The sequence below is a fragment of the Pontitalea aquivivens genome, from assembly GCF_046507575.1.
GTDB classification, from domain to species: domain Bacteria; phylum Pseudomonadota; class Alphaproteobacteria; order Rhodobacterales; family Rhodobacteraceae; genus Pontitalea; species Pontitalea aquivivens.
Map to the genome: position 1 here is coordinate 166,095 of NZ_JBKFEY010000002.1, position 24,698 is coordinate 190,792.

The 24,698-nt window shown below is 65.7% G+C and carries 24 protein-coding genes; 7 read left to right on the forward strand and 17 right to left on the reverse strand.

What is annotated here, in order from left to right; all coding sequences use genetic code 11:
- Positions 1 to 57 precede the first annotated feature (57 nt).
- Positions 58 to 648: a glutathione S-transferase family protein gene (locus ACK8OU_RS04360; RefSeq protein WP_410302165.1), complete on the forward strand. Its 591-nt coding sequence runs from the start codon at positions 58 to 60 to the stop codon at positions 646 to 648.
- A gap of 50 nt (positions 649 to 698) precedes the next feature.
- Here the strand turns inward: ACK8OU_RS04360 and ACK8OU_RS04365 are convergent, their stop codons facing one another.
- From ACK8OU_RS04365 to ACK8OU_RS04385, 5 genes are all read right to left on the reverse strand, one after another.
- Positions 699 to 1,874, reverse strand: a complete 1,176-nt coding sequence (locus tag ACK8OU_RS04365) for a TIGR03862 family flavoprotein (RefSeq protein WP_410302465.1) — start codon at positions 1,872 to 1,874, stop codon at positions 699 to 701.
- A gap of 4 nt (positions 1,875 to 1,878) precedes the next feature.
- On the reverse strand, positions 1,879 to 2,901 hold the full coding sequence (holA, locus tag ACK8OU_RS04370; protein WP_410302166.1) for a DNA polymerase III subunit delta: 1,023 nt from the start codon (positions 2,899 to 2,901) through the stop codon (positions 1,879 to 1,881).
- Complete coding sequence (gene lptE / locus ACK8OU_RS04375; RefSeq protein ID WP_410302167.1) at positions 2,898 to 3,392, reverse strand: LPS assembly lipoprotein LptE; 495 nt, start codon at positions 3,390 to 3,392, stop codon at positions 2,898 to 2,900. The genes holA and lptE overlap by 4 nt, the downstream gene beginning before the upstream one ends.
- Positions 3,379 to 5,922, reverse strand: a complete 2,544-nt coding sequence (leuS, locus tag ACK8OU_RS04380; protein ID WP_410302168.1) for a leucine--tRNA ligase — start codon at positions 5,920 to 5,922, stop codon at positions 3,379 to 3,381. The genes lptE and leuS overlap by 14 nt, the downstream gene beginning before the upstream one ends.
- A 161-nt stretch (positions 5,923 to 6,083) precedes the next feature.
- Positions 6,084 to 6,581 (reverse strand): DUF3576 domain-containing protein, encoded by a 498-nt coding sequence (locus ACK8OU_RS04385; RefSeq protein WP_410302169.1) that lies wholly within the window; start codon positions 6,579 to 6,581, stop codon positions 6,084 to 6,086.
- Between the two features lie 271 nt (positions 6,582 to 6,852).
- Here ACK8OU_RS04385 and ACK8OU_RS04390 point away from each other — a divergent pair, with 271 nt between their 5' ends.
- From ACK8OU_RS04390 to ACK8OU_RS04400, 3 genes are all read left to right on the forward strand, one after another.
- Positions 6,853 to 7,776 (forward strand): porin, encoded by a 924-nt coding sequence (locus ACK8OU_RS04390; protein ID WP_410302170.1) that lies wholly within the window; start codon positions 6,853 to 6,855, stop codon positions 7,774 to 7,776.
- Positions 7,777 to 7,923: 147 nt separating this feature from the next.
- Complete coding sequence (locus ACK8OU_RS04395; protein WP_410302171.1) at positions 7,924 to 10,101, forward strand: tetratricopeptide repeat-containing sulfotransferase family protein; 2,178 nt, start codon at positions 7,924 to 7,926, stop codon at positions 10,099 to 10,101.
- Positions 10,088 to 10,741 carry a YggS family pyridoxal phosphate-dependent enzyme gene (locus ACK8OU_RS04400; protein WP_410302172.1) on the forward strand — a complete coding sequence of 218 codons (654 nt, stop codon included), beginning with the start codon at positions 10,088 to 10,090 and terminating at the stop codon, positions 10,739 to 10,741. Before ACK8OU_RS04395 ends, ACK8OU_RS04400 begins: the two co-directional genes overlap by 14 nt.
- A 60-nt stretch (positions 10,742 to 10,801) precedes the next feature.
- Here ACK8OU_RS04400 and ACK8OU_RS04405 read toward each other — a convergent pair whose 3' ends face one another.
- Together ACK8OU_RS04405 and ribA are read right to left on the reverse strand one after the other, a co-directional pair.
- Complete coding sequence (locus tag ACK8OU_RS04405; protein ID WP_410302173.1) at positions 10,802 to 11,308, reverse strand: L,D-transpeptidase family protein; 507 nt, start codon at positions 11,306 to 11,308, stop codon at positions 10,802 to 10,804.
- A complete protein-coding gene (gene ribA, locus ACK8OU_RS04410; protein ID WP_410302174.1) occupies positions 11,305 to 12,384 on the reverse strand; it encodes a GTP cyclohydrolase II in 1,080 nt (359 codons plus the stop codon). The genes ACK8OU_RS04405 and ribA overlap by 4 nt, the downstream gene beginning before the upstream one ends.
- A gap of 136 nt (positions 12,385 to 12,520) precedes the next feature.
- Here ribA and ACK8OU_RS04415 point away from each other — a divergent pair, with 136 nt between their 5' ends.
- A complete protein-coding gene (locus ACK8OU_RS04415; RefSeq protein ID WP_410302175.1) occupies positions 12,521 to 13,207 on the forward strand; it encodes a response regulator transcription factor in 687 nt (228 codons plus the stop codon).
- A gap of 17 nt (positions 13,208 to 13,224) precedes the next feature.
- On the opposite strand, the gene ACK8OU_RS04420 is transcribed toward ACK8OU_RS04415, so the two are convergent.
- The 4 genes from ACK8OU_RS04420 to ACK8OU_RS04435 all read right to left on the reverse strand — a co-directional run bounded on the left by ACK8OU_RS04420 (position 13,225) and on the right by ACK8OU_RS04435 (position 16,279).
- Positions 13,225 to 13,569 carry a DUF3775 domain-containing protein gene (locus tag ACK8OU_RS04420; RefSeq protein ID WP_410302176.1) on the reverse strand — a complete coding sequence of 115 codons (345 nt, stop codon included), beginning with the start codon at positions 13,567 to 13,569 and terminating at the stop codon, positions 13,225 to 13,227.
- Between the two features lie 69 nt (positions 13,570 to 13,638).
- Positions 13,639 to 14,199, reverse strand: coding sequence for a DUF3833 domain-containing protein (locus ACK8OU_RS04425; protein ID WP_410302177.1), 561 nt, complete (start codon positions 14,197 to 14,199; stop codon positions 13,639 to 13,641).
- A gap of 35 nt (positions 14,200 to 14,234) precedes the next feature.
- On the reverse strand, positions 14,235 to 14,996 hold the full coding sequence (locus ACK8OU_RS04430; RefSeq protein WP_410302178.1) for a DUF1365 domain-containing protein: 762 nt from the start codon (positions 14,994 to 14,996) through the stop codon (positions 14,235 to 14,237).
- Positions 14,993 to 16,279 carry an NAD(P)/FAD-dependent oxidoreductase gene (locus tag ACK8OU_RS04435; protein ID WP_410302179.1) on the reverse strand — a complete coding sequence of 429 codons (1,287 nt, stop codon included), beginning with the start codon at positions 16,277 to 16,279 and terminating at the stop codon, positions 14,993 to 14,995. The genes ACK8OU_RS04430 and ACK8OU_RS04435 overlap by 4 nt, the downstream gene beginning before the upstream one ends.
- A 276-nt stretch (positions 16,280 to 16,555) precedes the next feature.
- On the opposite strand from ACK8OU_RS04435, the gene ACK8OU_RS04440 reads away from it, so the two are divergent.
- A complete protein-coding gene (locus ACK8OU_RS04440; protein WP_250041519.1) occupies positions 16,556 to 17,065 on the forward strand; it encodes a sigma-70 family RNA polymerase sigma factor in 510 nt (169 codons plus the stop codon).
- A 4-nt stretch (positions 17,066 to 17,069) separates the two neighbouring features.
- Entirely contained in the window at positions 17,070 to 17,717 is a 648-nt protein-coding gene (locus ACK8OU_RS04445) for a ChrR family anti-sigma-E factor (RefSeq protein ID WP_410302180.1), read from the forward strand.
- Here ACK8OU_RS04445 and ACK8OU_RS04450 read toward each other — a convergent pair.
- The 6 genes from ACK8OU_RS04450 to lspA all read right to left on the reverse strand — a co-directional run bounded on the left by ACK8OU_RS04450 (position 17,714) and on the right by lspA (position 24,617).
- Complete coding sequence (locus ACK8OU_RS04450) at positions 17,714 to 18,868, reverse strand: DNA recombination protein RmuC (protein ID WP_410302181.1); 1,155 nt, start codon at positions 18,866 to 18,868, stop codon at positions 17,714 to 17,716. The two genes, ACK8OU_RS04445 and ACK8OU_RS04450, sit on opposite strands and share 4 nt — an antisense overlap.
- Positions 18,865 to 20,715: a DNA mismatch repair endonuclease MutL gene (mutL, locus tag ACK8OU_RS04455; protein WP_410302182.1), complete on the reverse strand. Its 1,851-nt coding sequence runs from the start codon at positions 20,713 to 20,715 to the stop codon at positions 18,865 to 18,867. Before mutL ends, ACK8OU_RS04450 begins: the two co-directional genes overlap by 4 nt.
- A 49-nt stretch (positions 20,716 to 20,764) precedes the next feature.
- Positions 20,765 to 22,069, reverse strand: coding sequence for a M16 family metallopeptidase (locus tag ACK8OU_RS04460; RefSeq protein ID WP_410302183.1), 1,305 nt, complete (start codon positions 22,067 to 22,069; stop codon positions 20,765 to 20,767).
- Positions 22,066 to 23,403, reverse strand: coding sequence for a M16 family metallopeptidase (locus ACK8OU_RS04465; protein WP_410302184.1), 1,338 nt, complete (start codon positions 23,401 to 23,403; stop codon positions 22,066 to 22,068). Before ACK8OU_RS04465 ends, ACK8OU_RS04460 begins: the two co-directional genes overlap by 4 nt.
- Before the next feature lie 79 nt (positions 23,404 to 23,482).
- Positions 23,483 to 24,022, reverse strand: coding sequence for a DUF3035 domain-containing protein (locus ACK8OU_RS04470; protein WP_410302185.1), 540 nt, complete (start codon positions 24,020 to 24,022; stop codon positions 23,483 to 23,485).
- Between the two features lie 97 nt (positions 24,023 to 24,119).
- Complete coding sequence (gene lspA / locus ACK8OU_RS04475; RefSeq protein WP_410302186.1) at positions 24,120 to 24,617, reverse strand: signal peptidase II; 498 nt, start codon at positions 24,615 to 24,617, stop codon at positions 24,120 to 24,122.
- Positions 24,618 to 24,698: the final 81 nt, after the last annotated feature.

Below are 24,698 nucleotides of genomic sequence, written 5' to 3' on the forward strand. Positions count from 1 at the left end.
AATGCCACTTGCGCGGATCGGGCCGACGTGGCCCTATGAGCGGAAAAGGGGATTGCCATGTATACGGTCATAGGAACGGTTCAGTCGCGCGCGCTGCGGGTGTTGTGGATGCTCGAAGAGTTGGGCCAGAGCTATGATTATGTCTCGGCGGCGCCGCGTTCCGAAGGCGTGGTGGCCTTCAACCCGGCGGGCAAGGTGCCGGTTTTGATCGCCGATGGAACGCCGATTACCGATTCCACCGCGATCATCCAGTTTCTGGCCGATCATCACGGGGCCTTCACCCATCCCGCAGGCACGCTGGAGCGTGCCCGGCAGGACAGCCTGACGCAATTCCTGCTGGATGAATTCGACGCTGCCCTTTGGATGGCGGCGCGCCATTCCTTCATTCTGCCCGAAGAGTTGCGGATGGCGGGGATCAAGAACACCTTGCGCTGGGAATTCGAGCGGTCGCAGCATACGCTGGTGCACCGGATGGGCGAGGGCGAATTCGTCATGGGCGATGTGATGACCGTGCCCGACATCATCCTGACCCATTGCCTGACCTGGGCGCTGAGCGCGAAATTCCCGATCGTCGAGCACAGGCTGAGCGCCTATCTTGACCGGATGCAGGCGCGCCCGGCATTGGCGCGCGCGATGGCGCGCCGGTAATTGCGCCCCGCCCCGGCAAGACATTCCTGTTTTGCGCAACCGAGGATATTTCAATATTTTTGCAACAAAGATTTGGCGGCCGCGCGGCCTGCGTGGCGCCCGGTGGCCAGGCAGGCGGTCAGCAGGTAGCCGCCGGTCGGGGCCTCCCAGTCCAGCATCTCGCCGCAGGCGAAGGTGCCGGGCAAGGCGGTCAGTTCCAGCGCCTTGGTCAGGCTGTCGCGCATGATCCCGCCGGCCGAGGATATCGCCTCGGTCAGAGGGCGCGGCCCGGCGTGGCGCACCGGCAGGGCCTTGATCAACCGCGCAAGGTGGTCGGGCCGGGCGGGCAGGGGGCGGCCCCATTCCTGCAGCAGGGCCTGTTTGACGGGATCGAGTTTCAGCGTCTTGCGCAGCCAGTTGCCAAGGCTGTCCTTGCCGCGCGGGCGTGACAGGCGCCCGATGATTTCCGTCACCCCGTGACCCGGCATCAGGTCCAGCGTCAGCGCCGCCCCATCGCGCACCGGGGCCGACAGGGCATAGACGCCGCCGCCTTCAATGCCGCGGGCAGACAGGATGAATTCCCCCCGGCTGATGCGGTCCGCCGCGGCAAGGGCGATGCCCTTGACCGGCTGCCCGAAGAAGGGCGCCATATGCGCCGACCAATCGACGGCAAAGCCCATGTTCGCAGGGCGGAACGGGGCAATGTGAACGCCCTTTGCGGCAAGCCAGGGCACCCAGGCCGCATCTGACCCCAGGCGCGGCCAGCTGGCCCCGCCCAGGGCCAGGACGGTTACCTGCGGACTTTCCCGCCTTGGTCCGCCGGGGGTGTCAAAGGCAAGCGCCGTGCCATCCCATCCGGTCCAGCGCCAGCGTGTCCGGATCTCGACCCCAAGATTCGTCAGCCGCGCGATCCAGGCGCGCAGCATTGGCGAGGCCTTCATCTCGACCGGAAACACCCGGCCGGTGCTGCCTGCAAACAGGCTGACACCAAGGCCGCGGGCGAAATCCTGCACCTGTTCGGGGCCAAAGCCCGCGACGATCGCTTCCAGCCAGTCGCAGCCGTAATGCGAAAGGAACGCGGGCAAGGGTTCGTCGCGCGTCAGGTTCAGCCCGGATTTCCCGGCCATCAGGAACTTGCGCGCAAGGGTGGGGCGGGCCTCGGCCAGGGTGACGCGGTGGCCGGCGCGGGCCAGTTCTTCCGCCGCCATCAGACCGGCCGGCCCCCCGCCGATGACCAGCGCCTGCATCATGTCAGCGCCGCGCCATCATCGCCAGCCGGATCAGCGCGCGTTCCATCACCGCCATCGCCGGTGCCCGGCTGGACGATCGCAACGTCAGATCGGTTTCGATCAGCGCCCGGATCGCGTCTTCCAGGCGGAACATCCCCCAGGCCTGCGCCTGTCGCTGCATCCGGTCACGCCGGGGGCCAAAGATCGGCGGGCGCATCCGCGCCATGCCCGCGCCGGGGCCACCGGGGTCGGCGGCGGCGGCATGCAGCGCGCGAAAATGGCGCAGCGCGGAAATGGCCAGCGTCACCGGGTTCACGCCCTGCCCTTCCAGCCGCCGCATCATCGGGCCAAGTTCGGCGGTGCGCCCTTCGGCAACGATGTGCAGCACGTCATCCACCTCGGCCTCGACGGTGGCGGGGGCGCAGGCGGCAACATCGGCGGGGGTCAGCGGTTCGGCATCGCCGTATTTGTAGATCGCGATCTTTTCCACCGTCTGGCGGAAATCGCCGGGGTCCAGATCCTTGGCCAGCGCCAGAAGATCGGTCATTGCCTCGGGGCCGATCCGCGCCAGCCCCGCCTTGCGCAAGGTATCTTCGATCTCTTCGCGCGATGGGGGATCGTCGTAGATGCCGATGGCATAGGCGTTCTTGTGATCCTCGAACGGCTTGCGCAGGGCGGATTTGGCCGTCAGCGACCCGGCGGTGACGATGATCTGCGCATCGCCGTCGCGCCAGTCGGCCAACGCGGCCCTGATCGTGGGGGCCAGTGTGTCGGTGGCATCCTCGACAAAGGCCACGCGCGGGCCGGGGAAAAACCCTACCGCCTTGACCGCATCCAGCAGCGCCGCCCCGTCCTTGCGCAGATCGGCGGCGGGGATGCGGGTCAGGCGCATCTCGGCCTCGCCTTCCGGGCCGATCAGGGCGGCGATCACCTCTTGCCGGCGCAGTGCCACGCGCATCGCATCGGCGCCAAAGATCAAAAGCCCGGTCCGGCCCGGTTCAGGGCGGGCGAAATAGCGGGTTGCGGCCACGCCGGTCAGCTTCATTGCGGCAAGGATCCCGCCTGCGCCAGCAGCCGCGTCACGATCTGATCCGCCAGCAGCCGCATCAGCCGTTCATGGGCATCCCGTTCGGCCGTCAGGGTGGATACGGTCGACCCCGTTGCCGACCATGAGGTGAACGAGGCGACACGGCCGTTCACCAGCACCGCATCGCTGGCCGCATCATGAAGGGTATAGTCGACCGTGCCGTTCAGCGAATGGCGCGTGGTGATGTTTTCCGGCGTGATCGCCTGGCCGATCGTGGTGGTGCGCACCTCATAGGCCAGACGGTAGCGCGCACCCTGTGCCGGGCCAAGCCGTTCCGAAAGCCGCCGGATCAGCGCGAATTCATCCTGCGTGGCCGGCGTATCGGGCGTGACCTGCCCCAAAAGCCCCGCCGCCCCGCCGCCGGGTGTATAGGCTGGCGCGAATCCGCAGCTGGCCAGGGCTGTGGCCCCAGCCAGCAACAGGAAGGTTCGGCGGTCAGATGACGACATTGATGATGCGCCCCGGAACCACGATGAGCTTTTTCGGCGGCTGGCCTGCCAGCACCTTGATCACAGTCTCATCGGCCAGCGCCAGTTTTTCAACCTCTGCCACCGGCATGTCCTTGGGCACGGTCAGTTCCGAGCGGCGCTTGCCGTTGATCTGGATCGGCAGCACGACGGTGTTGTCGACCAGCATCGCCGGGTCCGCCTTGGGCCAGGCGGCCCGCACCACGAACCCGTGCCCGTCCATCAGCGCCCAGACATCCTCTGCCAGATGCGGCACCATCGGCCCCATCAGCTGCGCCATGGTCCGCATCGCCTGCCGCCGGGCCGCGTTCGAGGCAGCGGATTTCGACAGCGTGTTGGCCAGTTCATAGATCTTCGCCACGGCCTTGTTGAAGGCAAAGCTGTCGATGGATCTGGTGATTTCGTCGATCGCCTTGTGGGTGGCGCGGGTCAGCGCCTCATCCTCGGCCCCGCCTGCGCCACCGGCGCCCTCGGCAATGTCATTGGCGATGCGCCAGACGCGGGCGAGGAACTTGTTCGCGGCCTCGGCGCCCGAGGCGGTCCATTCCACGTCGCGTTCGGGCGGGCTGTCCGACATCACGAACCAACGCGCGGTATCGGCGCCGAAGTCGCGGATGATGTTCATCGGGTCCACGACGTTTTTCTTGGATTTCGACATCTTGGCCGATGGAACGATCTCGACCTTCTCGCCGGTGGCCTTCAACACGCCGTTTTCCACATCCTCGGGCAGGTGATAGACCGGGCGGCCCTGCGAATCGCGGGTCATGTAGATTTCATGGGTGACCATGCCCTGCGTAAACAGCGCATCGAACGGCTCGATCGCCTTGGCGGGCAGATGGCCGGTCTTGTGCATCGCGCGGGCGAAAAAGCGCGAATACAGCAGGTGCAGGATCGCATGTTCGATCCCGCCGATATACTGGTCGACATTCATCCAGTAATCGGCCTCGGCCGGATCTGTGGGCGTGGCGGCATGCGGGCTGGTGAAGCGCGCGTAATACCAGCTGGAATCGACGAAGGTATCCATCGTGTCGGTTTCCCGCCTGGCCGCGCCGCCGCATTTCGGGCAGGCACAGTCGCGCCAGGTCGGGTGGCGGTCCAGCGGGTTGCCCGGCTGGTCAAAGGTCACATCGTCGGGCAGCCGGACGGGCAGGTTTTCCTTCTTCTCGGGGACCACGCCGCACCCGGGGCAATGCACCACCGGGATCGGACAGCCCCAGTATCGCTGGCGCGACAGCCCCCAGTCGCGCAGGCGATAGTTGGTGACACCATGCCCGATGCCATTGGCTTCGCAAAAGGCGATGGCTGCGGCAACGGCGTCTTCGCCGGTCTGCATCTCGGCCCCGGCGAAACCGCGGACATAGCGCACGGTCTCGGATTTCAGCGGCACATATTCGCCCGCCGGATAATCGCCTTCCGGCGGGGCAAAGACGGGCTCGATCGGCAGGCCGTATTTCGTGGCGAACTCGAAATCGCGCGCGTCATGGGCGGGGCAGCCGAAAATCGCCCCGGTGCCGTAATCCATCAGGATGAAATTGGCGATATAGACCGGCAGCTCCCAGGCCTCATCCAGCGGATGGCGCACCCGGATGCCGGTGTCCATGCCGCGCTTTTCCGCCTTTTCCAGCGCCTCTTCGGTGGTGCCGATACGGCGGCATTCGGCCACGAAATCCGCAATCTTCGGATCGTGGCGTTCCAGATGCCTGGCCAGCGGATGATCGGGGCTGATCGCGGCAAAGCTTGCGCCCATCAGCGTGTCGGGGCGGGTGGTGTAAACCTCCAGCCGGTCAAAACCCTCGGGCGCGCCCACGGTGGAAAAGGCGAATTGCAGCCCGCGGCTTTTGCCGATCCAGTTGGCCTGCATCAGGCGCACCTTCTCGGGCCAGTCCTTCAGCCCGTCCAGCGCCTCCAGCAATTCGCCCGCGTAATCCGCGATGCGGAAGAACCACTGCGTCAGCTCCTTGCGTTCCACCTGCGCGCCCGACCGCCAGCCCTTGCCGTCGATCACCTGCTCATTGGCCAGAACGGTCATGTCGACCGGGTCCCAGTTCACTACGGCGTTCTTGCGATAGACCAGCCCCGCGTCCAGCATGTCCAGGAACATCGCCTGCTGCTGGCCGTAATATTCCGGGTCGCAGGTGGCGAATTCGCGGCTCCAGTCGATCGACAGGCCCAGCGGCTTCATCTGGCCGCGCATGTCGGCGATGTTGCCATAGGTCCAGTCCTTGGGATGGCCGCCGCGTTCCATCGCCGCGTTTTCCGCCGGCATCCCGAAGGCGTCCCAGCCCATCGGATGCAGCACCGAAAACCCGCAGCTCATCTTGTAGCGCGCAACCACGTCGCCCATCGTATAGTTGCGCACATGCCCCATGTGGATCCGCCCCGAAGGATAGGGGAACATCTCCAGCACATAATATTTCGGCTTTGCCGGATCGCGCCGCGCTTCAAAGATATGGGCCGCGTCCCAGGCGGCCTGCCATTTTGCTTCGCTCTGGCTGGGTTCGTAACGCGACATGTCTGCCCCTCATGCGGAAATCTGCGCTGCCCGTGCTACACCGGCACACCCGCAAAGGTCCAGAGATCAGGCCTTCGGCTTTGCCCAAATATCCCCCGCGGAGCGTTCCACCGCGGCCAGATCACCCCACAGCCGGGATGCGCGCCCCCGAAATCAGGGGGTCAGAGCCTCGAATCGCGGATGCGCAGCTGGCGCGCGCGGGTCAGGATCGCGTCTTCGACCGCGCGCACGGTATCGGCCGAAACCGCCCCGCCCCGGCTGTCCAGCGCGACCTTCAGGCTGCGCGCGTCCAGCGCGGGGTCCTGCACATAGACCGTGGCGCGATAGGCGCGCCCGCCGCCGGGCGGGGTGCCATAGCCGGTCACGATCACGCCCGAAAACGGATCGACGGATTCGACCGGCAGGAAATCCAATACCTCAAGCGAGGCCTGCCACAGGTATCTGTTCACTTCCAGCGTGGTGTTCGGATCGTCGTTGTTGGCGAACAGGTCAAAGACCGATGACCGCAGCGTCTGGGGCCCCTCGGACCGCGCAAGATTGGCGCGTTGTTCCACCGCCGCTTCGCGCGAACCCAAAAGTTCATTGCCGCTGCCGCAGCTGGCCAGCGCCGCGCCTGCCATCACAATGCCGCAAGCGCGCGCGATGCGTTTCATGGTCATCGGAAAGCCGCCCCCTTTTTCCTTTCCCGATCTCTAGCCCAAGGCCCCGTGGGCGACAAGGTTTTTCCCCGCCGCCGGGATGACGCGCCGCGCCACCCCGCCGCCACCCCGGCCTGCGCCCCTACTGTGGCAAGACTGCACCACGCGGGCGGGCTTTCGACCGGATCGGGCCGTTTCCGTTGCAATGCGGGGGCAGGGGGGTGAAAAAGCGGCATACCCAATTCGGATTCCCCTGAGTTGGGCATCACTCTTGAGACAACGAGGGAAAACGATGAAAAAGATTCTTCTGGCTTCGACCGCCCTGGTCGCCTTCGCTGGCGCCGCTGCCGCCGAAGTGAAAATCGAAGGCACCGGCATCATCTCCGTGATCGGTGGTGACGGTCTGGGCGCCAACGACGCGCCGCGCTTCCTGTCCAGCGCCGACGTTCAATTCTACATGTCGGGCGAAACCGACGGCGGTCTGGCCTTTGGCGCCAAGATCGACCTCGACGAGGCTGGCCTGACCGCCAATGCCAACGAAACCGTCTGGGTTTCGGGCGCGTTCGGCAAGTTCACCATCGGTGACACCGACTCCGCTCTGGACTGGGCGATCGCTGAAACCACCCAGGGTGCGAACCTGATCGACGAATACACCATCCACGCCGGTGCGTTCGCCAACTTCCTGGACGAAAAAGTCGACAACACCATCGCGCGTTACGAATACGCCATGGGTGACTTCGCGTTCGCCGCCTCGCTGGAAATCGACGATGCTGACGTCGCCGATCCGTCGTGGGCTCTGGGCGCCAAGTACAACATGGGCATCTCGGGCGGTTCGGTGACCCTGGCTGCCGGTTACCAGGACACCACCGTTGCTCAGGTTGAAACCTCGGTTGCCACCGTTGGCGCCTCGGTCAAGCTGGACAACGGCCTGAGCGCCTCGGCCTCGTACTCGCAGATCGACAACTACAGCGGCGTTGGCCTTGACGCCGACCAGTGGGGCATCGGTGCTCAGTACGTCACCGGCGCGCTGACCCTTGGTGCGTCCTACGGCGAAATCGACTCCGACCTGAACACCGCTGACGTCGAAAGCTATGCGCTCGCTGCGTCCTACGATCTGGGCGGCGGCGCGCGCGTCTTCGCTGGTATGATCTCGGAAAAAACCGGCGCTGGTCCGAGCCTCGAAAAGTACCAGGCTGGTGTGGCTCTGTCCTTCTGATCCAACGATCAGCCGGAACAAGGGAGAGCGGGCTTCGGCCCGCTCTTTCCTTTTGGGCCGGTCGTTCGCCTGGCCCGCCGCGGGCCCTTGCCTCGACAAGCCAGGGCCACGGCGATAAGGTCCGCCCACCGATGGAAAGGGCGCCCGATGTCGAACCTTGACCCCAAACAGTTGCAGGCGCTTTATGCCGAAGCGATGAAGCTTCAGGCCGAAGGGCGCCATCCCGCGGCGCTGGACCGCTATGCCCGGATCATCGCGGCCAATCCCCGCATCGCCGAGGCGCATTTTCAGATCGGGCGCATCCATACCGCCGCGGGCCAAAGCCCCCGGGCGCTGCCCCATCTGGCCGCCGCCGCCGCGTTGAAACCCGCCGAACCCGCGATCTGGCAGGCCTGGGCCGATGCCGTGGCCCTTGCCGCCGATGAAGCGGCGGAAACGGCGCTGCTGCAGGCCGTGAAACAGGCACAGCTTGCGCCCCGGTTGCGGATCGCGCTGCAGGACCGTTTTGCCCCCCACCGCCCGCGCCCGGTGCCCGGCATTCCCCCCGCCCTGCGCCCGGTGCTTGACCGGATCGCCAGACTGGGCAGTGCCGGAAAATTGGCCGAGGCCGAACGCCTGGCCACCGCCGAGGCCGCCCGCCACCCGCAATCGGCGGGTCTTGCCAATGCGTTGGGCATCGCGCAGCTGCGGATCGGGCGGCATGCGGCGGCGCTGGCCAGTTTTCAGCGCGCGGCAAGCCTGGAACGCGGCTATGCCGATGCCTTGAACAACATGGGCCAGCTGCTGCTGGAACTGAACCGGGCGGACGAGGCCGTGGCACCGCTGCGCGCGGCGGTGGTGGCCGCGCCGAACTGGCCGGTGGCGCTGACCAATCTGGCCGATGCGCTGAGCCGCACCCGTCAGGAACGCGCCGCCCTGCCCTATGCGCGCAAGGCCGCCCGGCTGGCGCCGAAATCAGCGCCCACGCTGATCGTTCTGGCCAATACCCACACGCGCCTTGGCGATCATGCCGCCGCCGCCGAGGCGCTGCGCGATGCGGTGGCCGCGGCGCCGACCCGGCCCGATGCGCTTGTGCTGCTGGCGCAGGCGCTGTCACGGCTGGGTCAGGATCAGGACGCGCTGGGCCTGTATGACCGCGCGCTTGACCTGGCGCCCACGCTGTCCGCGGCCCTGTCGGGCAAGGCGCAGCTTTTGCAGACGCTGGGCGATTTCGAGGCTGCCGAAACCTGGTTCCGCCGCTGTTTTGACGCCGACCCGTCGAATGGCGAAAACTACCGGCTGTTCATCGCTTCGCACAAGACGCGGGCCGATGACCCGCTGCTGGCGCAGATGATCGCCCGGTTCGATGACCCCGCCACGCGGGAAACCGACCGCATGAACCTTGGTTTTGCGATCGCCAAGGCGCTGGAGGATGTGAAGGATTATGGCCGGGTGTTCCCCTATCTGAACACCGCCAATGCGCTGATGCGCAGGCAATGGCCCTATGACATTCATCAGCGGCTGGATGAAATCCGCGATTTCAAGGCCGCGCTGGACGGATTCGATTTTCACGGCGCGCGCATCGAAGGGGCCAGCGATTACGCCCCGATTTTTGTGACCGGCATGCCGCGGTCGGGCACGACGCTGGTGGAACAGATCATATCCAGCCATTCCGCGGTGTCCGGCGCGGGCGAGGTGGGCATCGCCGCGGGTCTGGCGCTGGCCGCGTTGCGCGGGCCCGATGGCGGGCTGCGCCGCGCAGGCGACGTTCCCGACGCGGTCTTTGCCGCGCAGGGCCACGATTATGCCCAGGCAATGCGCGTGCGCTTTCCCGATGCGCCGCATGTCACCGACAAGTCGATCCTGACCTATCAATACATGGGTCTGATTCGTCTGGCGCTGCCCCGCGCGCGTTTTGTCGTGGTGCGGCGTGATCCGCGCGACACGCTGTTGTCGATCTACAAGAACAAATTCGCCGAAGGTACGCATCTTTACGCCTATTCGCTGCGCGACCTGGGGCTTTATTACCGCAGTTTCATCGACATGGTCGAATTCTGGCGCGCCCGTGTGCCCGATTGGTTCCATGTGGTCGAATATGAGGATCTGGTCGCCAATCCCGAGGCGGAAAGCCGCCGTCTGATCGATGCCTGCGGGCTGGCGTGGGAAGACCAGTGCCTTGATTTCCACAAGAACACCCGCAAGGTCGAAACCCTGTCGGTCTTTCAGGTGCGCCAGCCGATCTCGAAAGGGTCGGTCAAGGCATGGCAGCGTTATGAAGCCGAGATCGGTGAGATGGTCGAAGCATTGGGCGATCTTTTGCCAGAGGGACAAGATGGGGCTGCATGACATTCGTGACCGGATCGCCCGGGCCGCGGCCGCGGCGGGCCGCGCTGCCGGATCGGTTCAGCTGATTGCCGTGTCCAAGGTACAACCTGCGGCCCGGGTCGAGGCCGTGCTGCGCGAAGGCCACCGCCTTTTTGGCGAGAATTATGTGCAGGAGGCGGCCGGAAAGTGGCCTGCCTGGCGCGGGGAATTTCCCGATGTGGCGGTGCACATGATCGGGCCGCTGCAGACCAACAAGGCGAAGTTGGCGGTGGAACTGTTCGAGGCGATCCATACGCTGGACCGGCCGTCATTGGCCGAGAGGCTGGCGCGCCTGGCGCAGGCGCGGGGGGCAAGCCCCGATCTGTTCATCCAGGTCAACACCGGAGTTGAACCGCAAAAGGCCGGGGTGCTGCCCGACGAGCTGGATGATTTCGTCGCGATGACGCGCAGGCTGGACCTGCCTGTGGTGGGGCTTATGTGCATCCCCCCCGAGGAGGAGGCGGCCGCGCCGCATTTCGCCATGCTGGCCGAAATGGCCGCGCGCAACGGACTGGCCGGCCTTTCGATGGGGATGAGCGGCGATTTCGAAGCGGCGATCGCCGCAGGGGCCACGCATGTACGCGTGGGCAGCGCGATCTTTGGCGCGCGCGCTTATGGCTAGGCCGGGGGCGCCGCCCCCGGACCCCCGGGATATTTGAACAAAGCCGAAGGGGCCAGCGTTTCAGCCAGCCCGCACGATCAGACGTGCGCCCGGGCACAGGCGGTTCACCACCCACAGCAGGTCGGTGCGGCGGAAGGCGACGCAACCCGCGGTCGGATATCCGGGGCGGCGCTGCAGGTGCAGGAAGATGGCCGAACCCTTGTCCGGCACCGCCCGGGGCCAGTTCCAGTCGGTGATCAGCACCAGATCGTACAGCGGATCGGCGCGGCGCAGCTTTTCGTGGCTGTCCCGAAAGGGGGCGCGGACCATCTGGTTGTAATCGGTGTGGCCGGGTGCATCGCACCACAGGTCTTGTGCCCCGATCGGCACGGCCCAGCGGGGCAGAGCCGTGCGCGCGATCCGGTCTGGACGGTAAAGCAGGCCGACAATCCGGTGCCGGCCCGCGGGGGTGGCGCCGTCGCCCTCATGTTTGTCGGTGGTGATGCCGTTGCGCCCGATGGTGACGGGAAAGCGGCGCCCCTGAAAGCGCAAGCCCGTCGGTGTCAGAACAAGGTCATCCGGTGTCACAGGATATGGCCTGATTTGGCCGCCTTGGTGGCAAGGTATTGCGCATTGTGCCGGCTGAGGCCGACGCGCAGGGGCACGCGTTCCGTCACCGCGACGCCATTGGCTTGCAGCATCGCCACCTTGGCGGGGTTGTTGGTCAGCAGACGCACCCTGGAAAAGCCCAGTTTCTTCAGCAGCGCCGCGCCGATGCGAAAATCGCGTTCGTCATCCTCGAACCCCAGACGATGGTTGGCCTCGACCGTGTCGAAGCCCTGGTCCTGCAGTGAATAGGCACGCATCTTGTTGGCCAGTCCGATGCCCCGGCCTTCCTGGTTGAGGTAGAGAAGGATACCCGCGCCCGCGGCCCCCATCTGGGTCAGGGCGGCATCCAGTTGCGGGCCGCAGTCACATTTCAGGCTGCCCAGCACATCGCCCGTAAAGCAGGCCGAATGCAGCCGCGTCAGGACCGGCTGATCGCGGGGGGGGGCGCCGATTTCGATGGCATAATGTTCCTCGCCGCCGTCTTCGGGGCGGAAGATGTGCAGCCGGCCCTGTTCGGCGGCGCGCATCGGCACGCGGGCCGCGGCGACCGGGGCAAAGCGGACCTCGTTGGCGATCAGGTGCAGGGTGTCCGCAGCGTCGAGCGCGGTCAGATCGGGCGGCGCCGCAGTGTCGAGCGTGACCAGTATCGCCGCGGGCAGAAGGTGGGCCGATTTCGACAACGCAAGGGCGGTGCGCGCCAGATCGGCGGGGCCATCCCGCAGGGTGGCCAGGGGTCCTTTCATCGGCATGCGCAGATCATCGGCGGGGTCGGCCAGCGCGCGTAACCAGGCCAGATCTGCCCCCGGCGGCACGCTGATCCGGGCCAGATTGCCATCATAGGCGCGGGCCTTCAACGTCTCGGCCCGGCGCGCGGTCAAGGCAAGCGTCAGAGGCCCAAGCGCGGAAAGCGCGGCCAGACGTTCGGGTGACAAGGTTTCAACCGCGACGGCCAGCGCCTTGCCGGACAGCACCACGGGCAGGCCCATGCGCAGATCGGCGCGGGCGCGATTGAGGCGTTCGGGGGCCGTGGGGCCCAGGGCGGGTGGCATCGTCATGCCCTACAGATAGCCTTGGGTGAAACAAATTGAAACATATCCCCGCATTCCGACACGTCCGCGTGAGAAAGATTTCACACCCCTTGCCGCGCCCGTGATCGCACGACAGCTTTGTCCCAAAGAACAGGAGGCCAAGATGCCGGGACTTAAGAAAATTCTTCTAGTGGATGACGATACCGACCTGCGCGAGGCGCTGGCCGAACAATTGGTCGCAACCGATGATTTTGACGTGTTTGAGGCAGGGTCTGGCACTGAGGCGGTGGAAAAGGCCAAAGGGGCGCTTTACGATCTGGTGATCCTGGATGTCGGGCTGCCCGACACGGATGGGCGCGAACTGTGCAAGAAGCTGCGCAAGCATGGGGTGAAATGCCCGATCGTGATGTTGACCGGCCATGATACGGATGCCGATACGATCCTGGGGCTGGACAGCGGGGCGAATGACTACATCACCAAGCCTTTCAAGTTTCCCGTGCTGCTGGCCCGGTTGCGCGCGCAGTTGCGCACGCATGAACAATCCGAAGATGCGGTGTTCCAGCTTGGCCCCTATACGTTCAAGCCGGCTATGAAGATGCTGATCGACGAAAAGGACCGCAAGATCCGCCTGACCGAGAAAGAGACCAACATCCTGAAGTTCCTGTACCGCGCCGCCGACGGGGTCGTGCCGCGCGATGTTCTTTTGCATGAGGTCTGGGGTTATAACGCGGGCGTCACCACGCATACGCTGGAAACCCATATCTACCGGCTGCGCCAGAAGATTGAGCCTGATCCCTCGAACGCGCGGCTTCTGGTGACGGAATCGGGGGGCTATCGGCTGGTGGCCTAGGGTCGTTGCGCCCCCGGTCACGTCGTGGGGAAGATGTCTTCCTCGGCCTCTTCCAGGGTGATGCCAAGCGCCTCCATCCCGTCTTCCAGGTAATCCGACAACAGCGGGATGCCCAGCAGGTAATCCTCGGTCGGGGCGGTCTTTTCGGCGCGGGCGGTGGCGACCGCCTCATCCAGTTCTTCGGGTGCAAAGGTTTCGCGCCCGATCCACATCACGGCGACCAGGCTGGCCTGTTCATCGTCATTCAGGCTTGCGATGAAGGCGCGCAGTTCGTTTTCATGCCCGGTGCCGGGAATGCCCGCGTCGAATTCGCGGGCGCGGATGATGACATGGGCGATTTTGGCGGGGCTGATCTGCAACATGGTGCTCTCCTGGTTGCGGTCAGTCTTGCCGCAACGAGGGGCGGGCGCAAGCCTTTCCGGGCGCCCGGGTCACGACGCGGGGCGGTGCATCGTGGCCACCAGTTCGGCGACCTTGATGCCGAACTTGCGGAACTGGCTGCGGTTCACGATGCTGCCATCGGGGGCAAGATACATCCAGTCGGTCACCGACAGGACATGGTCCCCGGAATCAGCGGGCAGGCGAAGACGATAGCGCAAATGCACGGCGCTGCCCTGCTGGCGGCCGGTTCCGGTGCCGACAACATCGGGGGCTTCGGCGCGGATGCTGCCGTCGGCGCCCAGATGCAACGTCCAGCAGCGCGATTGGGTGGCGCCGCTGGCATAGTGGAATTCCTCGGCCAGTTGGCAGGTATCGCCATCCCATGTCCCATGCATGTCTGCCGCGAACCGCGATTCGACACGGCCCAGTGGTCCGTAGATCACACCTTGACAGCGCAGGGGGCCGGCGAATTCGCGGCGGATGTCGAAGGCCGGGGCACCATCGGCGTAATCGGCGGGGCGCTGCGCGGCAAAGCCGATCTTGCGGCGGGCCAGAAACAGGCCAAGCACGGCGGCAACGACCCCCGACAGGAAGGCAAGGAATGGGGACATGGGTCAGGACCTGATCCTGGGTCGCGGGGTGCCGGTCATCGCGATACCTCTTGTGTCGGGGGCTTGGGGCGGGTGCGGTAGGGCGCGCGCTTCAGGAACAGCCGCAGCGCCTGCCAATGGATCAGCGCCAGGACCCGGCGCGACCCAAAGGGCCGGCGCAGGCAGGCCGCAACGATGCCACGGTTGGTCAGGGGGACAAGCCGACCGGTCAGCGTGGCATGGACCCCGCCATCCGCGTCATCGCGGTAATCGATCAGGATGCCGATCTTGTCCGCCCCGATGTCAAAGCGGAAGCGGTATTCCCCCGACACCGGCTGAAACGGCGATACATGAAAGATCTTGCGCGCGGTCAGCCGATCCCTGGGGGTGATCGGCGCCAGGTCGGGATGGGCGCACAGATAGGAATGGCGGTCACCGAAGGTATTGGTCACCTCGGCCACCACGGCGCGCAGCCGGTCCGATCCGTCATGGCACAGCCAGAAGGATACGGGGTTGAACACATGGCCCAGAACGCGCGGCTGCGCCAGCAGCCGGATCGTCAGGCCGGGGATATGCGCCCCCTCGCGTATCAGCAGATCGCGCAACCAGGGCGCGCCACGTCCCTTGCCGGGCTGGCCGCCGTGATCGGCGTCATGCAGTGACACAAGGCCTGCACGGTTGCGGGCCAGCAGGCGGGGTTTGGGCTGATCCGCCTCGGGCGTGGTCAAAAGATAATCTACGCCATAGCCGAAGCGATGGGTCACTGCGCCGCGCCGGGTATGCACGGTATGGCCGCGCAGATGCAGGACCGGGGTCATGCCGCCATCCTTTCGCGCGCAATCAGCGCCTTGGCCACGTCGATGGCGCTGGCAAAGCCATCCTCGTGAAAGCCGTTGTGCATCCATGCGCCGCAGAACCATGTGCCGTTCGCGCCATTCAGCGCGCGCACCATTCGCTGTCCTTCCAGCGCGGCAAGGTCATAGAACGGATGGCGGAAGGTGACCCGGTCATGGATCAGATCGTCGCGGATCGGGCGGTTCGGGTTCAGCGTGACGAACAGCGGATCATCCTTCGGGATCGGTTGAAGCGCGTTCATCCAGTAGGTCAGACCGATCCGGTCGCGCGCGGTGGTATTGCGGTCTTCGGTATAGACCCAACTGGCCCAGGCCGATTTGCGCCGGGGCATTACCGTGGCGTCGGCATGCAGGATGGCCTCGTTCGGCTGATAGCGGATGCGCGACAGCGCGGCGTGTTCCCGGGGGCGGGGGTCGGACAGCAGCGCCAGCGCGTCATCGGAATGGGTGGCCAGGATCACCTCATCAAAGCTTTCCCATTCGCCCCCTTCACAACGCAGCTTCGGTGCGGGCGCGCGGGTGATGCCCGCCACGGGGGCGTTGGTGCGGATGCTGACGCCGCGTGCGCGCAAGGACGCCTCCAGCCTGCGGACATATTCGATCGACCCGCCCTGCACCGTATACCACTGGTGCTGGCCAGTGGTCGACAGCAGCGCGTGATTGTCGAAAAAGCGCAGCAGCGCCCCGGCGGGGAAATCCAGGATGCCGCGCGTCGGGGTCGACCAGATCGCGCCCGACAGCGGCGTGATGTAGAAGTCGCGGAACCATTCGCCGGTGCCCAGTTTCGCAAGCAGTTCACCGATTGTCATGTCGGGGCGGTCGGCGCTGGCCAGCGCGCGGGCGTTGAAGCGAAAGATATCGCGGATCATGCCCCAGTAGCGCGGGTCGGCGATCCGCCGTTTCTGGGAAAAGACCGCCCGCAGGTTCTTGAACCCGAATTCGAACCGCCCGCCGTCGATCGATGCACCAAAGCTCATATCGCTTTCGGTGACCGGTACGTCAAGTTCGGCAAACAGCCGGCACAGGTTGGGATAGTTCACCCGGTTGAAAACGATAAACCCGGTATCCACGGGCTGATCGCCCCGTTTTCCGGCCAGGACCGTGCGGGCGTGGCCGCCCAGGCGCGGTGCGGCCTCGATCAGCGTCACGCCATTGTCGCGCGCCAGAAGATGTGCCGCGGCCATGCCGGAAATGCCGGCCCCGACAATGGCGATGCGGCGGCAGGGAGGCGAATGTTCAAAGGGCATGATCCGTTCCGTTTTGTTGTCCAAGGGACTACGCGGACATCGGCGAACCGGATCATTTGCGGCTTTTTGCCCCGCAGGGGTGATCCGACCGACCCGGTGTGCCGTATACCGTGCATGTTGACGCAAGCCGCCCCGCGCCTTTTTCCTGATGCACGCCGTTCGGCGCGCCCCTATGCTGTGGTTCGAAGCAGGGCCCTGAACGAAGGATCCTGCGTGATGGGGACCGGTGTGGACAGAACCACAGTAAAGGGTGATGAGGCGGATTGGACCAGCGCAATGCTGGCGTTGCGCGACCGGCAGGACCGTGAGGCATTTGCCGCGCTGTTTCGGCATTTTGCGCCGCGGGTCAAGGCGTTCCTGATGAAGGGCGGCGCCAGCGCCCCCCAGGCCGAAGAGGTGACGCAAGATGTGATGGCGACCTTGTGGAACAAGGCGCATCTGTTTGACCCGACCCGTGCCAGCGTGGCGACATGGATCTTTACCATCGCGCGCAACCGCAGGATCGATGCGATCCGCCGCACGCGCCGCCCCGAACCCGAGGATTTGCCCTGGGGCCCCGAACCCGAGCCCGATCAGGCCGAGGTGATGGCCCTGCAGCAGGAAACCGAACGGCTTGGCCAGGCCCTGGCCCAGCTTCCCGAAAAACAGAGGGAATTGATCGAACGGGCGTATTTCGGGGAACTGACCCATTCCGAAATCGCGCATGAAACCGGGTTGCCGCTGGGCACGATCAAATCCCGTCTGCGGCTGGCGCTTGACCGGCTGAGACATGAACTGAAGCGATGACGCCATGACGCAAGACACGATCAACCACCACCTGACCGAAGACCTGCTGGCCGATTACTCCACCGGGATGCTGGATGAGGCCTTTGCCCTTGCCGTGGCCACGCATGTGTCGCTATGCGACGAATGCCGCGCACGGCTGGGCGCGCTGGAGGCGTTGGGCGGGGCGGTCCTGGAAACCGCAGGGTCCGTTGCGATGGCCGATGACAGTCTGGACGCGGTCTTGGCGCGTATTGCGGGCGGCCAGCGTGATACCACCCCGCGCCGGTCTGCGGGCGTGCTGCCCGCGCCATTGCAGGATTATGTCGGTGGTGATCTTGCGGCGATCCGCTGGCGTCCGGTCGGTATGGGGGTGCGGCAAGCCATATTGCGCACTGGTGGCACGGGCCGTGCACGGCTTTTGTATATCCCTGCGGGCGTTGCGGTGCCCGATCACGGCCACAACGGGCGCGAACTGACGCTGGTGTTACAGGGTGCCTTCCGTGATAAGGATGGCCGCTTCGCGCGGGGCGATGTGGAATGCGCCGATGAGGCGGTGGAACATACGCCCATCGCCGAACCCGGCGAGGATTGCATCTGCCTTGCGGTCACTGATGCGCCGCTGAAATTCCGCCGGCTGATCCACAGGGTTGCCCAGCCCTTCCTGCGGATCTAGTCGATCCGCACAACCCGGGGCGCGGTATCGGGGGCAAGTTCCTCAAAATCGAAATTGTCCAGACGGCGGGCGCGCTTGCCCGCCTTATCGGCCGAGATCTTGATCTCTTCGATATCCTTGGCGGCCTGGCCGAAGTGGCGGTCAAGATTTTCCACCCGCGTGCCCAGCCGGTCCACATCGGCGTAAAGCGCCGCCAGTTCCTTGCGGATCGCGCCCGCCTGTTCGCGCATCCTGGCATCTTTCAGCACCGCGCGCATCGTGTTCAGCGTGGCCATGCAGGTGGTGGGCGACACGATCCAGACCTTGGCGGCGAACCCCTCACGCACCAGTTCGGGGAAATTGGCGTGCAGTTCGGCATAGACCGCCTCGGAGGGCAGGAACATCAGCGCGCCATCTGCGGTTTCACCTTCCAGGATGTAGCGTTCGGAAATCGCCTTGATATGGGCGCGCAGGGCGATCCGCATCATCCGCTGCGCCTCGATCAGCTGGCTTTGGTTTTCGGCGCGGCGCAGGGCTTCATAGGCCTCCAGCGGGAATTTGCTGTCGATGACGATGGGGCCGGGCGGATTGGGCAGGTGGATCAGGCAATCCGCCCGCCGACCGTTCGACAGCGTCGCCTGCATCGTGTAGCTGTCGGAGGGCATCGCCTTTTGCACGATGTCATGCAGCTGGATTTCGCCAAAGGCGCCACGGGTCTGCTTGTTCGACAGGATGTCCTGCAGGCCCAGCACATTGCCCGACAGTTTCTCGATATTGGCTTGTGCGCGGTCGATCGCTTCAAGGCGCTGGTGCAGGTCACCCAGGCTGCGGGCAGTGCGGGTCGCGGTGCCGTGCAGGCTTTCGGTCATGCCGCGCGATACATCGGCCAGCCGCTGTTCCATCAGGGCCAGCATCCGGGTCTGGCTGGTCACCTGCGCCTCGGAAACGTGATGCAGGCCGCCGGCCAGCTGCTGTTGCCCGTCTGACAGGCTTTGCACCCGCTGGCCCAGGGCCGTCAGCTGCGTCACCACCGGATCAAGGGCGCGGGCCGACCGGCTGGCTGCGCGCAAAACCAGAACGGCCAGCAGCACCAGCAGCAGGACCGGCCCGGCGAGGGCGGCCAGAACCGCCGGATGGTCCAGCGGAAAAACGGTCTGGCCCAACTGGATCATGTGCGCCCGAACAGCCGCTCGATATCGGCCAGCCGCAGTTCCACATAGGTGGGACGCCCGTGGTTGCACTGGCCGGAATGCGGCGTCGCCTCCATCTCACGCAGCAGGGCGTTCATTTCTTCGGGGCGCATCTGGCGGCCGGACCGGACTGAGCCGTGGCAGGCCATGCGCGACAGAACCGCCTCGATCCGGGCCTGAAGGCGCTGGCTGTCGCCCAGATCGGCCAGTTCGTCCAGAACATCGCGCAACAGGGCGGCGGCGTTGATTTCCCCCAGGATCGCCGGGGTTTCGCGCACGGCAACCGCGCTGCCGCCAAAGGGTTCGATCGACAGGCCAAGACGGGACAGGTCGTCGGTCATGTCCAGCAGGCGCGCGGCATCCTGCGGTGACAGGTCCACGATCTCGGGGATCAGCAGGGCCTGCGCGGCCACCCCGGTTTCCGCCATCTGGCGTTTCAGCCGTTCATAGACCAGCCGTTCATGCGCGGCGTGCTGATCGACGATCACGATGCCGGTGTCGGTCTGCGCGATGATGTAGTTTTCATGCACCTGGGCGCGGGCCGCGCCCAAGGGCCGCGCGGTCAGGTCGGGCGCGGGCGGGGCAGGGTCGGCCACGCGGGCGGTGGGGGTGAAAGGCGCGGCAAAGGGATGCGGGCTTTCGGCAAAGATCGGAGCCTGCGCCGTGTGGTTGGCGTGCAGCGCCCCCTGCGAAGGGCGATCCATCTGATAGACGCGCGGGAAGGGCGCGGATTCGGGCCGCATCGCGCCCAGTGTCGCGCCCGCGACGGTGCTGGACGCCCGGTGCCCCGCCCCCGCCAGCGCATGGCGCAGCGCGGTCACGATCAGGCCGCGCGCAAGGCCCGCCTCACGAAAGCGCACCTCGGCTTTGGCGGGATGGACGTTCACGTCCACGCGCTCCGGGTCACAGGTCAGGAACAGCGCCGCGGCGGGGTGACGGTCGCGCGACAGGAAATCCATATAGGCCGCGCGCAGTGCCCCCACCAGCAGCTTGTCGCGCACCGGGCGACCGTTGACGAACAGGAACTGTTCCACCGCTGCGCCGCGCGAATAGGTGGGCAGGGCGGCGTATCCGGTCAGCCGCAGGCCGTCGCGCTCGGCGTCGATCGGCACGGCATTGTCGGTAAAATCGCGGCCCAATACGCGGGCAAGGCGGCGTTCCAGCGCGCCGAACAGATCACCCTGCTCGGCATCGGCGCGGAAGATTTCCCGCGATTGCCCGCCGGATACGTCGTTCAGGGTAAAGCTGACGTAGGGTTCCGCCATCGCCAGCCGCTTGATCACATCGGAAATCGCGCCCGCTTCGGCCCGGTCGGTGCGCAGGAATTTCAGCCGCGCCGGGGTGGCAAAGAACAGGTCGCGCAGTTCCACCACGGTGCCCCGGTTCAGCGCGGCGGGTTTCACGGCGCCGCTGCGCCCGCCCGCCACCTCGATCCGGGCCGCGTCAAACCCTTCGACGCGCGAGGTGATCGCCAGCCGCCCTACCGCACCAAGGCTGGGTAACGCCTCGCCGCGAAAGCCGAAGGTGTGGATGTTCAGCAGGTCCGATCCGTCGATCTTGGATGTCGCATGCCTGGACAGGGCCATCGGCAGATCATCGGGCGTCATGCCGCAGCCGTCGTCGGTGATGCGGATCAGCGTCTTGCCGCCATCGGCATAATCCACCGCGATCCGCGTGGCCCCGGCATCCAGCGCGTTTTCCACCAGTTCTTTCACTGCCGAGGCCGGGCGTTCCACCACCTCGCCCGCCGCGATGCGGTTGGCGGCGGTTTCATCCAGTTGGCGGATGATCGGGCGTGTGGCGCCTATCTTGGGTCGGGTTGCGGTCATGCCACAACAGATAGCATGACCGCGCCGCCAGAGCCATAGATTCGGGGCGTCAGTTCAACCCGACCGGCCGCCCCACCACGACAAAGTGCAGCGCCCCGGCATCCAGAAGCCGGCGCGCCACGCGGGCGACGTCTTCGGCGGTGACCGCCTCGACCTTGGCGTTGCGGGTGTTGACATAGTCGATCGGCAGGTCCGACAGCTGCATCCCCACCAGAATGTCCGCGATCCGGCCATTGCCGTCAAAGCGCAGCGGATAGGCGCCGGTCAGATAGGTCTTGGCATCTGCCAGTTCCTGCGTGGTGACGCCTTCATCAACGATGCGGGCCCATTCGGCCCTGACAACGCCAATCGCCCCGGCGACCTTTTCATTGGCCGACGCGAAGGATCCTTGCCAGGTTTCCGCCAGATCCTTGGGTACGATGTAGGATGCGATGCCATAGGTCAGGCCGCGCTTTTCACGCAGCTCATTCATCAGCCGTGATGAAAACCCGCCCGCGCCCAGCACCTCATTCAGGACATAGGCGGCAAAGAAATCGGGGTCGTCCATGGCAAGGCCGCGATGGCCGAAGATCACCACCGATTGCGGGCTGTCATGATCCACCTCGGTGATCCCGCCGGTCAGGCCCAGCCCCGCCCGCGGTGGCATCGGTGCGCCGGTTTCGGGCAGATCGCCCAGAAGGCGGTCCAGCAGGGCACCCAGATCTTCGGCGGTAATGTCACCCACAGCGGACACGAACAGCCGATCGCGGGCCATGACGCGGGCGCGTGCCTTGAACATGTCTTCGCGGGTCAGCGCATTCACACTGTCCGCCGTGCCATTGATCGAGGATCCATAGGGATGATCGCCATAGGCCAGCCGTGCGAAGGTTTCGTCCGCGATCGACTGCGGATCCTTGGCCGCGCGCGCGATGGAGGACAACACCTGTCCGCGTACCCGGTCCAGCGCGGTCTGGTCAAAGCGCGGGTTGACAAGCGCCTCGCGCAGCAGCGCAACCGACGCATCGCGGTTTTCGGTCAGCATCTGCGCCGAGATCGACAGTGTGTCGTCGCCCACGTCAAAGGCAAAGCGCGCGGCCAGCGTTTCTGCGGCCTCGGCAAAGGACTGCGCGTCCATGTCGCCCGCGCCCTCTTCCAGCAGCGCGGTCATCAGGTTGATCGCCCCCCTTTCGTCCGGCGTATCCAGACTGGCCCCGCCCCGGAACCGGATTTCAAGCGCGGTGAAGGGAATGTCGTGGTTTTCCACCAGCCATGCGGTGATCCCGCCGGGTGAGGTAACCGGCGTGATGTCAACGGCGGCCCGGGCGGGCAGGGCAAGGCTGATCGCGGCAATCATGGCCAGAACGAAACGGATCATTGTGTCACCCCGGCTTCGGGTTTCGCCAGGTAGCCGGTCACCGCGCGGCGCCGGTCGAACAGGTCACGCGCCGCGGCCATCACATCGGCCTCGGTCACCGCCATCAGGGCAGCGGGCCAGGCCTGCACATCGGCGACGGTCAGCCCGGTGGCCAGCGCCTCGCCATAGCGGTGGGCAAGGCCCTGGGCATTATCGCGTGCATAGATTTCCGCGGCGCGGATCTGGGTGCGGATGCGTTCGAACCGATCGTGGTCAACGCCTTCGGCCAGGAAACGGGCGATCGCCGCATCCAGCGCCGCCTCGGCCTCTGCCAGGGGTACATCGGCGGCGGGAACGGCCATCACCGTGAAGGTTGTGTCATCCAGCGACAGCCCGTCATAAAAGGCGGCGGCATAAATCGCCACGCCGCTGTCAAAGACCAGCGACCGGCCCAGAACCGAAGTCGCCACGTTCCCCCCCAGAAGCTCGGCCAGAACCGTCAGCGCGGCGGCGCGCGCCTGATCGCCCGGGTCGCGTTCGGGGGCCAGATAGCTGCGCATGACATAGGGCTGCGCCACCCGCGGATCTTCATATCGCAGCCGCCGCTCGGCCAGCTGCGGCGGTTCCTGCACGCGCTGGCGCGGGGTCAGGTCGGGGGTCGGTTCCAGCCCGCCGTAATGGGTTTCGGCCAGGGCCCGCACTTCATCGGCGCTGACATCGCCTGCGACCACCAGGATTGCGTTGTTGGGCGCATAGAACCGTGCATACCACGCCTGCGCATCTTCACGGGTCAACGCTTCCATTTCATGGCGCCAGCCAATGATCGGGCGGGCATAGGGATGGTTCAGATACTGTGCCGCCCTACGCTGTTCGGCAAAGATCGCGGCGGGGTCGCTGTCGGTTCGCTGGTTGCGCTCCTCGATGATGACCTGAAGTTCGGTGCGCCAGTCATCTTCGGACAGGATCAGATCGCGCATCCGGTCGGCTTCCATCTTCATCACAAGGTCCAGCCGATCCGCCGCGATCCGCTGGAAATAGGCGGTATAGTCGTAAGAGGTGAAGGCATTGTCCGACCCGCCATTGGCCGAAACGGTCTTTGACAATTCGCCCGGGACCAGATCGTCGGTACCCTTGAACATCAGATGTTCCAGAAAATGCGCCACACCCGACTTGCCAGACGCTTCATCGGCGGACCCCGCCCGGTACCAGACCATATGCACCACTACCGGTGCCCGGCGATCCTCGATCACCACGGCGTCCATGCCATTGGCCAGGGTGAAATGGCTGACCGTCCCGGCGGCGGCCTGCGTTGTCAGGGCGCCGGCCAGGACTGCCAGGAACAGCGATCGGAACATGGTAACCTCCTCAAGACCGGGCTACAATTTACCCCCGGGGCAAGAGGCTTCAACCCGCATGACGCGTTGTTGATCGGTGTCAGTCAAGCCGCGGATCGGGGGGCGCTGCCGGTGTGCGCAGACCCGCGCGGCGCCAGCGTTCCAGCTCGGATTCCTGATCCAGCGACATGGGGGCATAGGCGCGGTAATAGGTGTTCAGATCAAAGATGCGTTCCAGCAGCCGGCCATCGTTTGCGCGCCGGTAGGCGACATCCTCTGCCGCAAGCTGGCCGCGAATGTCGCCAGCGGTGCCAAACCGCCGGGCATGGGCCACAAGTCCCGCATCCGCCGCAGGCAGCGCGCCGGCCAGCGCAACCCGGGCCGGGTTGCCACCAAGGGCTGCGACCGCATCGGCCATCGGCGTCGGATCGGTAAGGTTCGCACCGCCCGGCGCCGGTTCCGGCAGGGCGGCAAGATCCGCGGGCATCTGCAGGGGTTTGGTGGGCAGGATGCCGAATTCATCCGGCCCTTGGGTGGCCGAACGCAGGTTCATCAGTTGTGGCTCACCCTTGTCGCCGCAGGCGGCCAGCATCAGAACCGCCGCAAGTGCAATCGCGCTTCTGCCGATCCTTGCCTGCATGGGCCATTCCCTCATCCGTTCGCCCCCGTTCCGCCCCTCTTAGCGCATGTGGCAGCGCGCGTCACGGGGGAAAGGCATCGCGCCCGCATGCCGCACGCTAGTGCCTGGCGGACCCGCCCTTGCCCTTGTCCTCGCCCTCCTGCCCGGTGAACAACACCAGCCCCGCGGCGCCAAGGAAGATCGTGATATCGGCCACGTTGAACGAATAGGGGTTATCGAACCAGGGCGTCGACATGTTCAGAAAATCGGCGACCGCCCCGTACATCAGCCGGTCGATCACATTGCCGATCGCGCCGCCCACCAGAAGCCCGGCCGAAACCTGCACGATCCCCCGGTGCGGGCTGCGCGCCACCCAGATCCAGATCCAGGCGGAAACGGCCAGCGCCACGCCGATCAGCACCCAGCGCGCCAGATCGCTTTCACCCGAAAACAGGCCGAAATTGATACCCTGGTTCCACGCCATGCGCAGATTGATCCATGGTGGCAGCACCTCGACCACCAGCCTCCGGTCAAGGCCCAGCCCATGCACAACGGCATATTTGCTGACCTGATCAAGCAGCAGAACCGCCGCCGCCACCTTCGCCGCCAGACGCATGAACCCCGCCTCTTCTTCTTGGACCAAATACTCCCGCCGGAGGCATCCGCGGTCCGGACCCGCGCAGCCCCCGGCCAATGC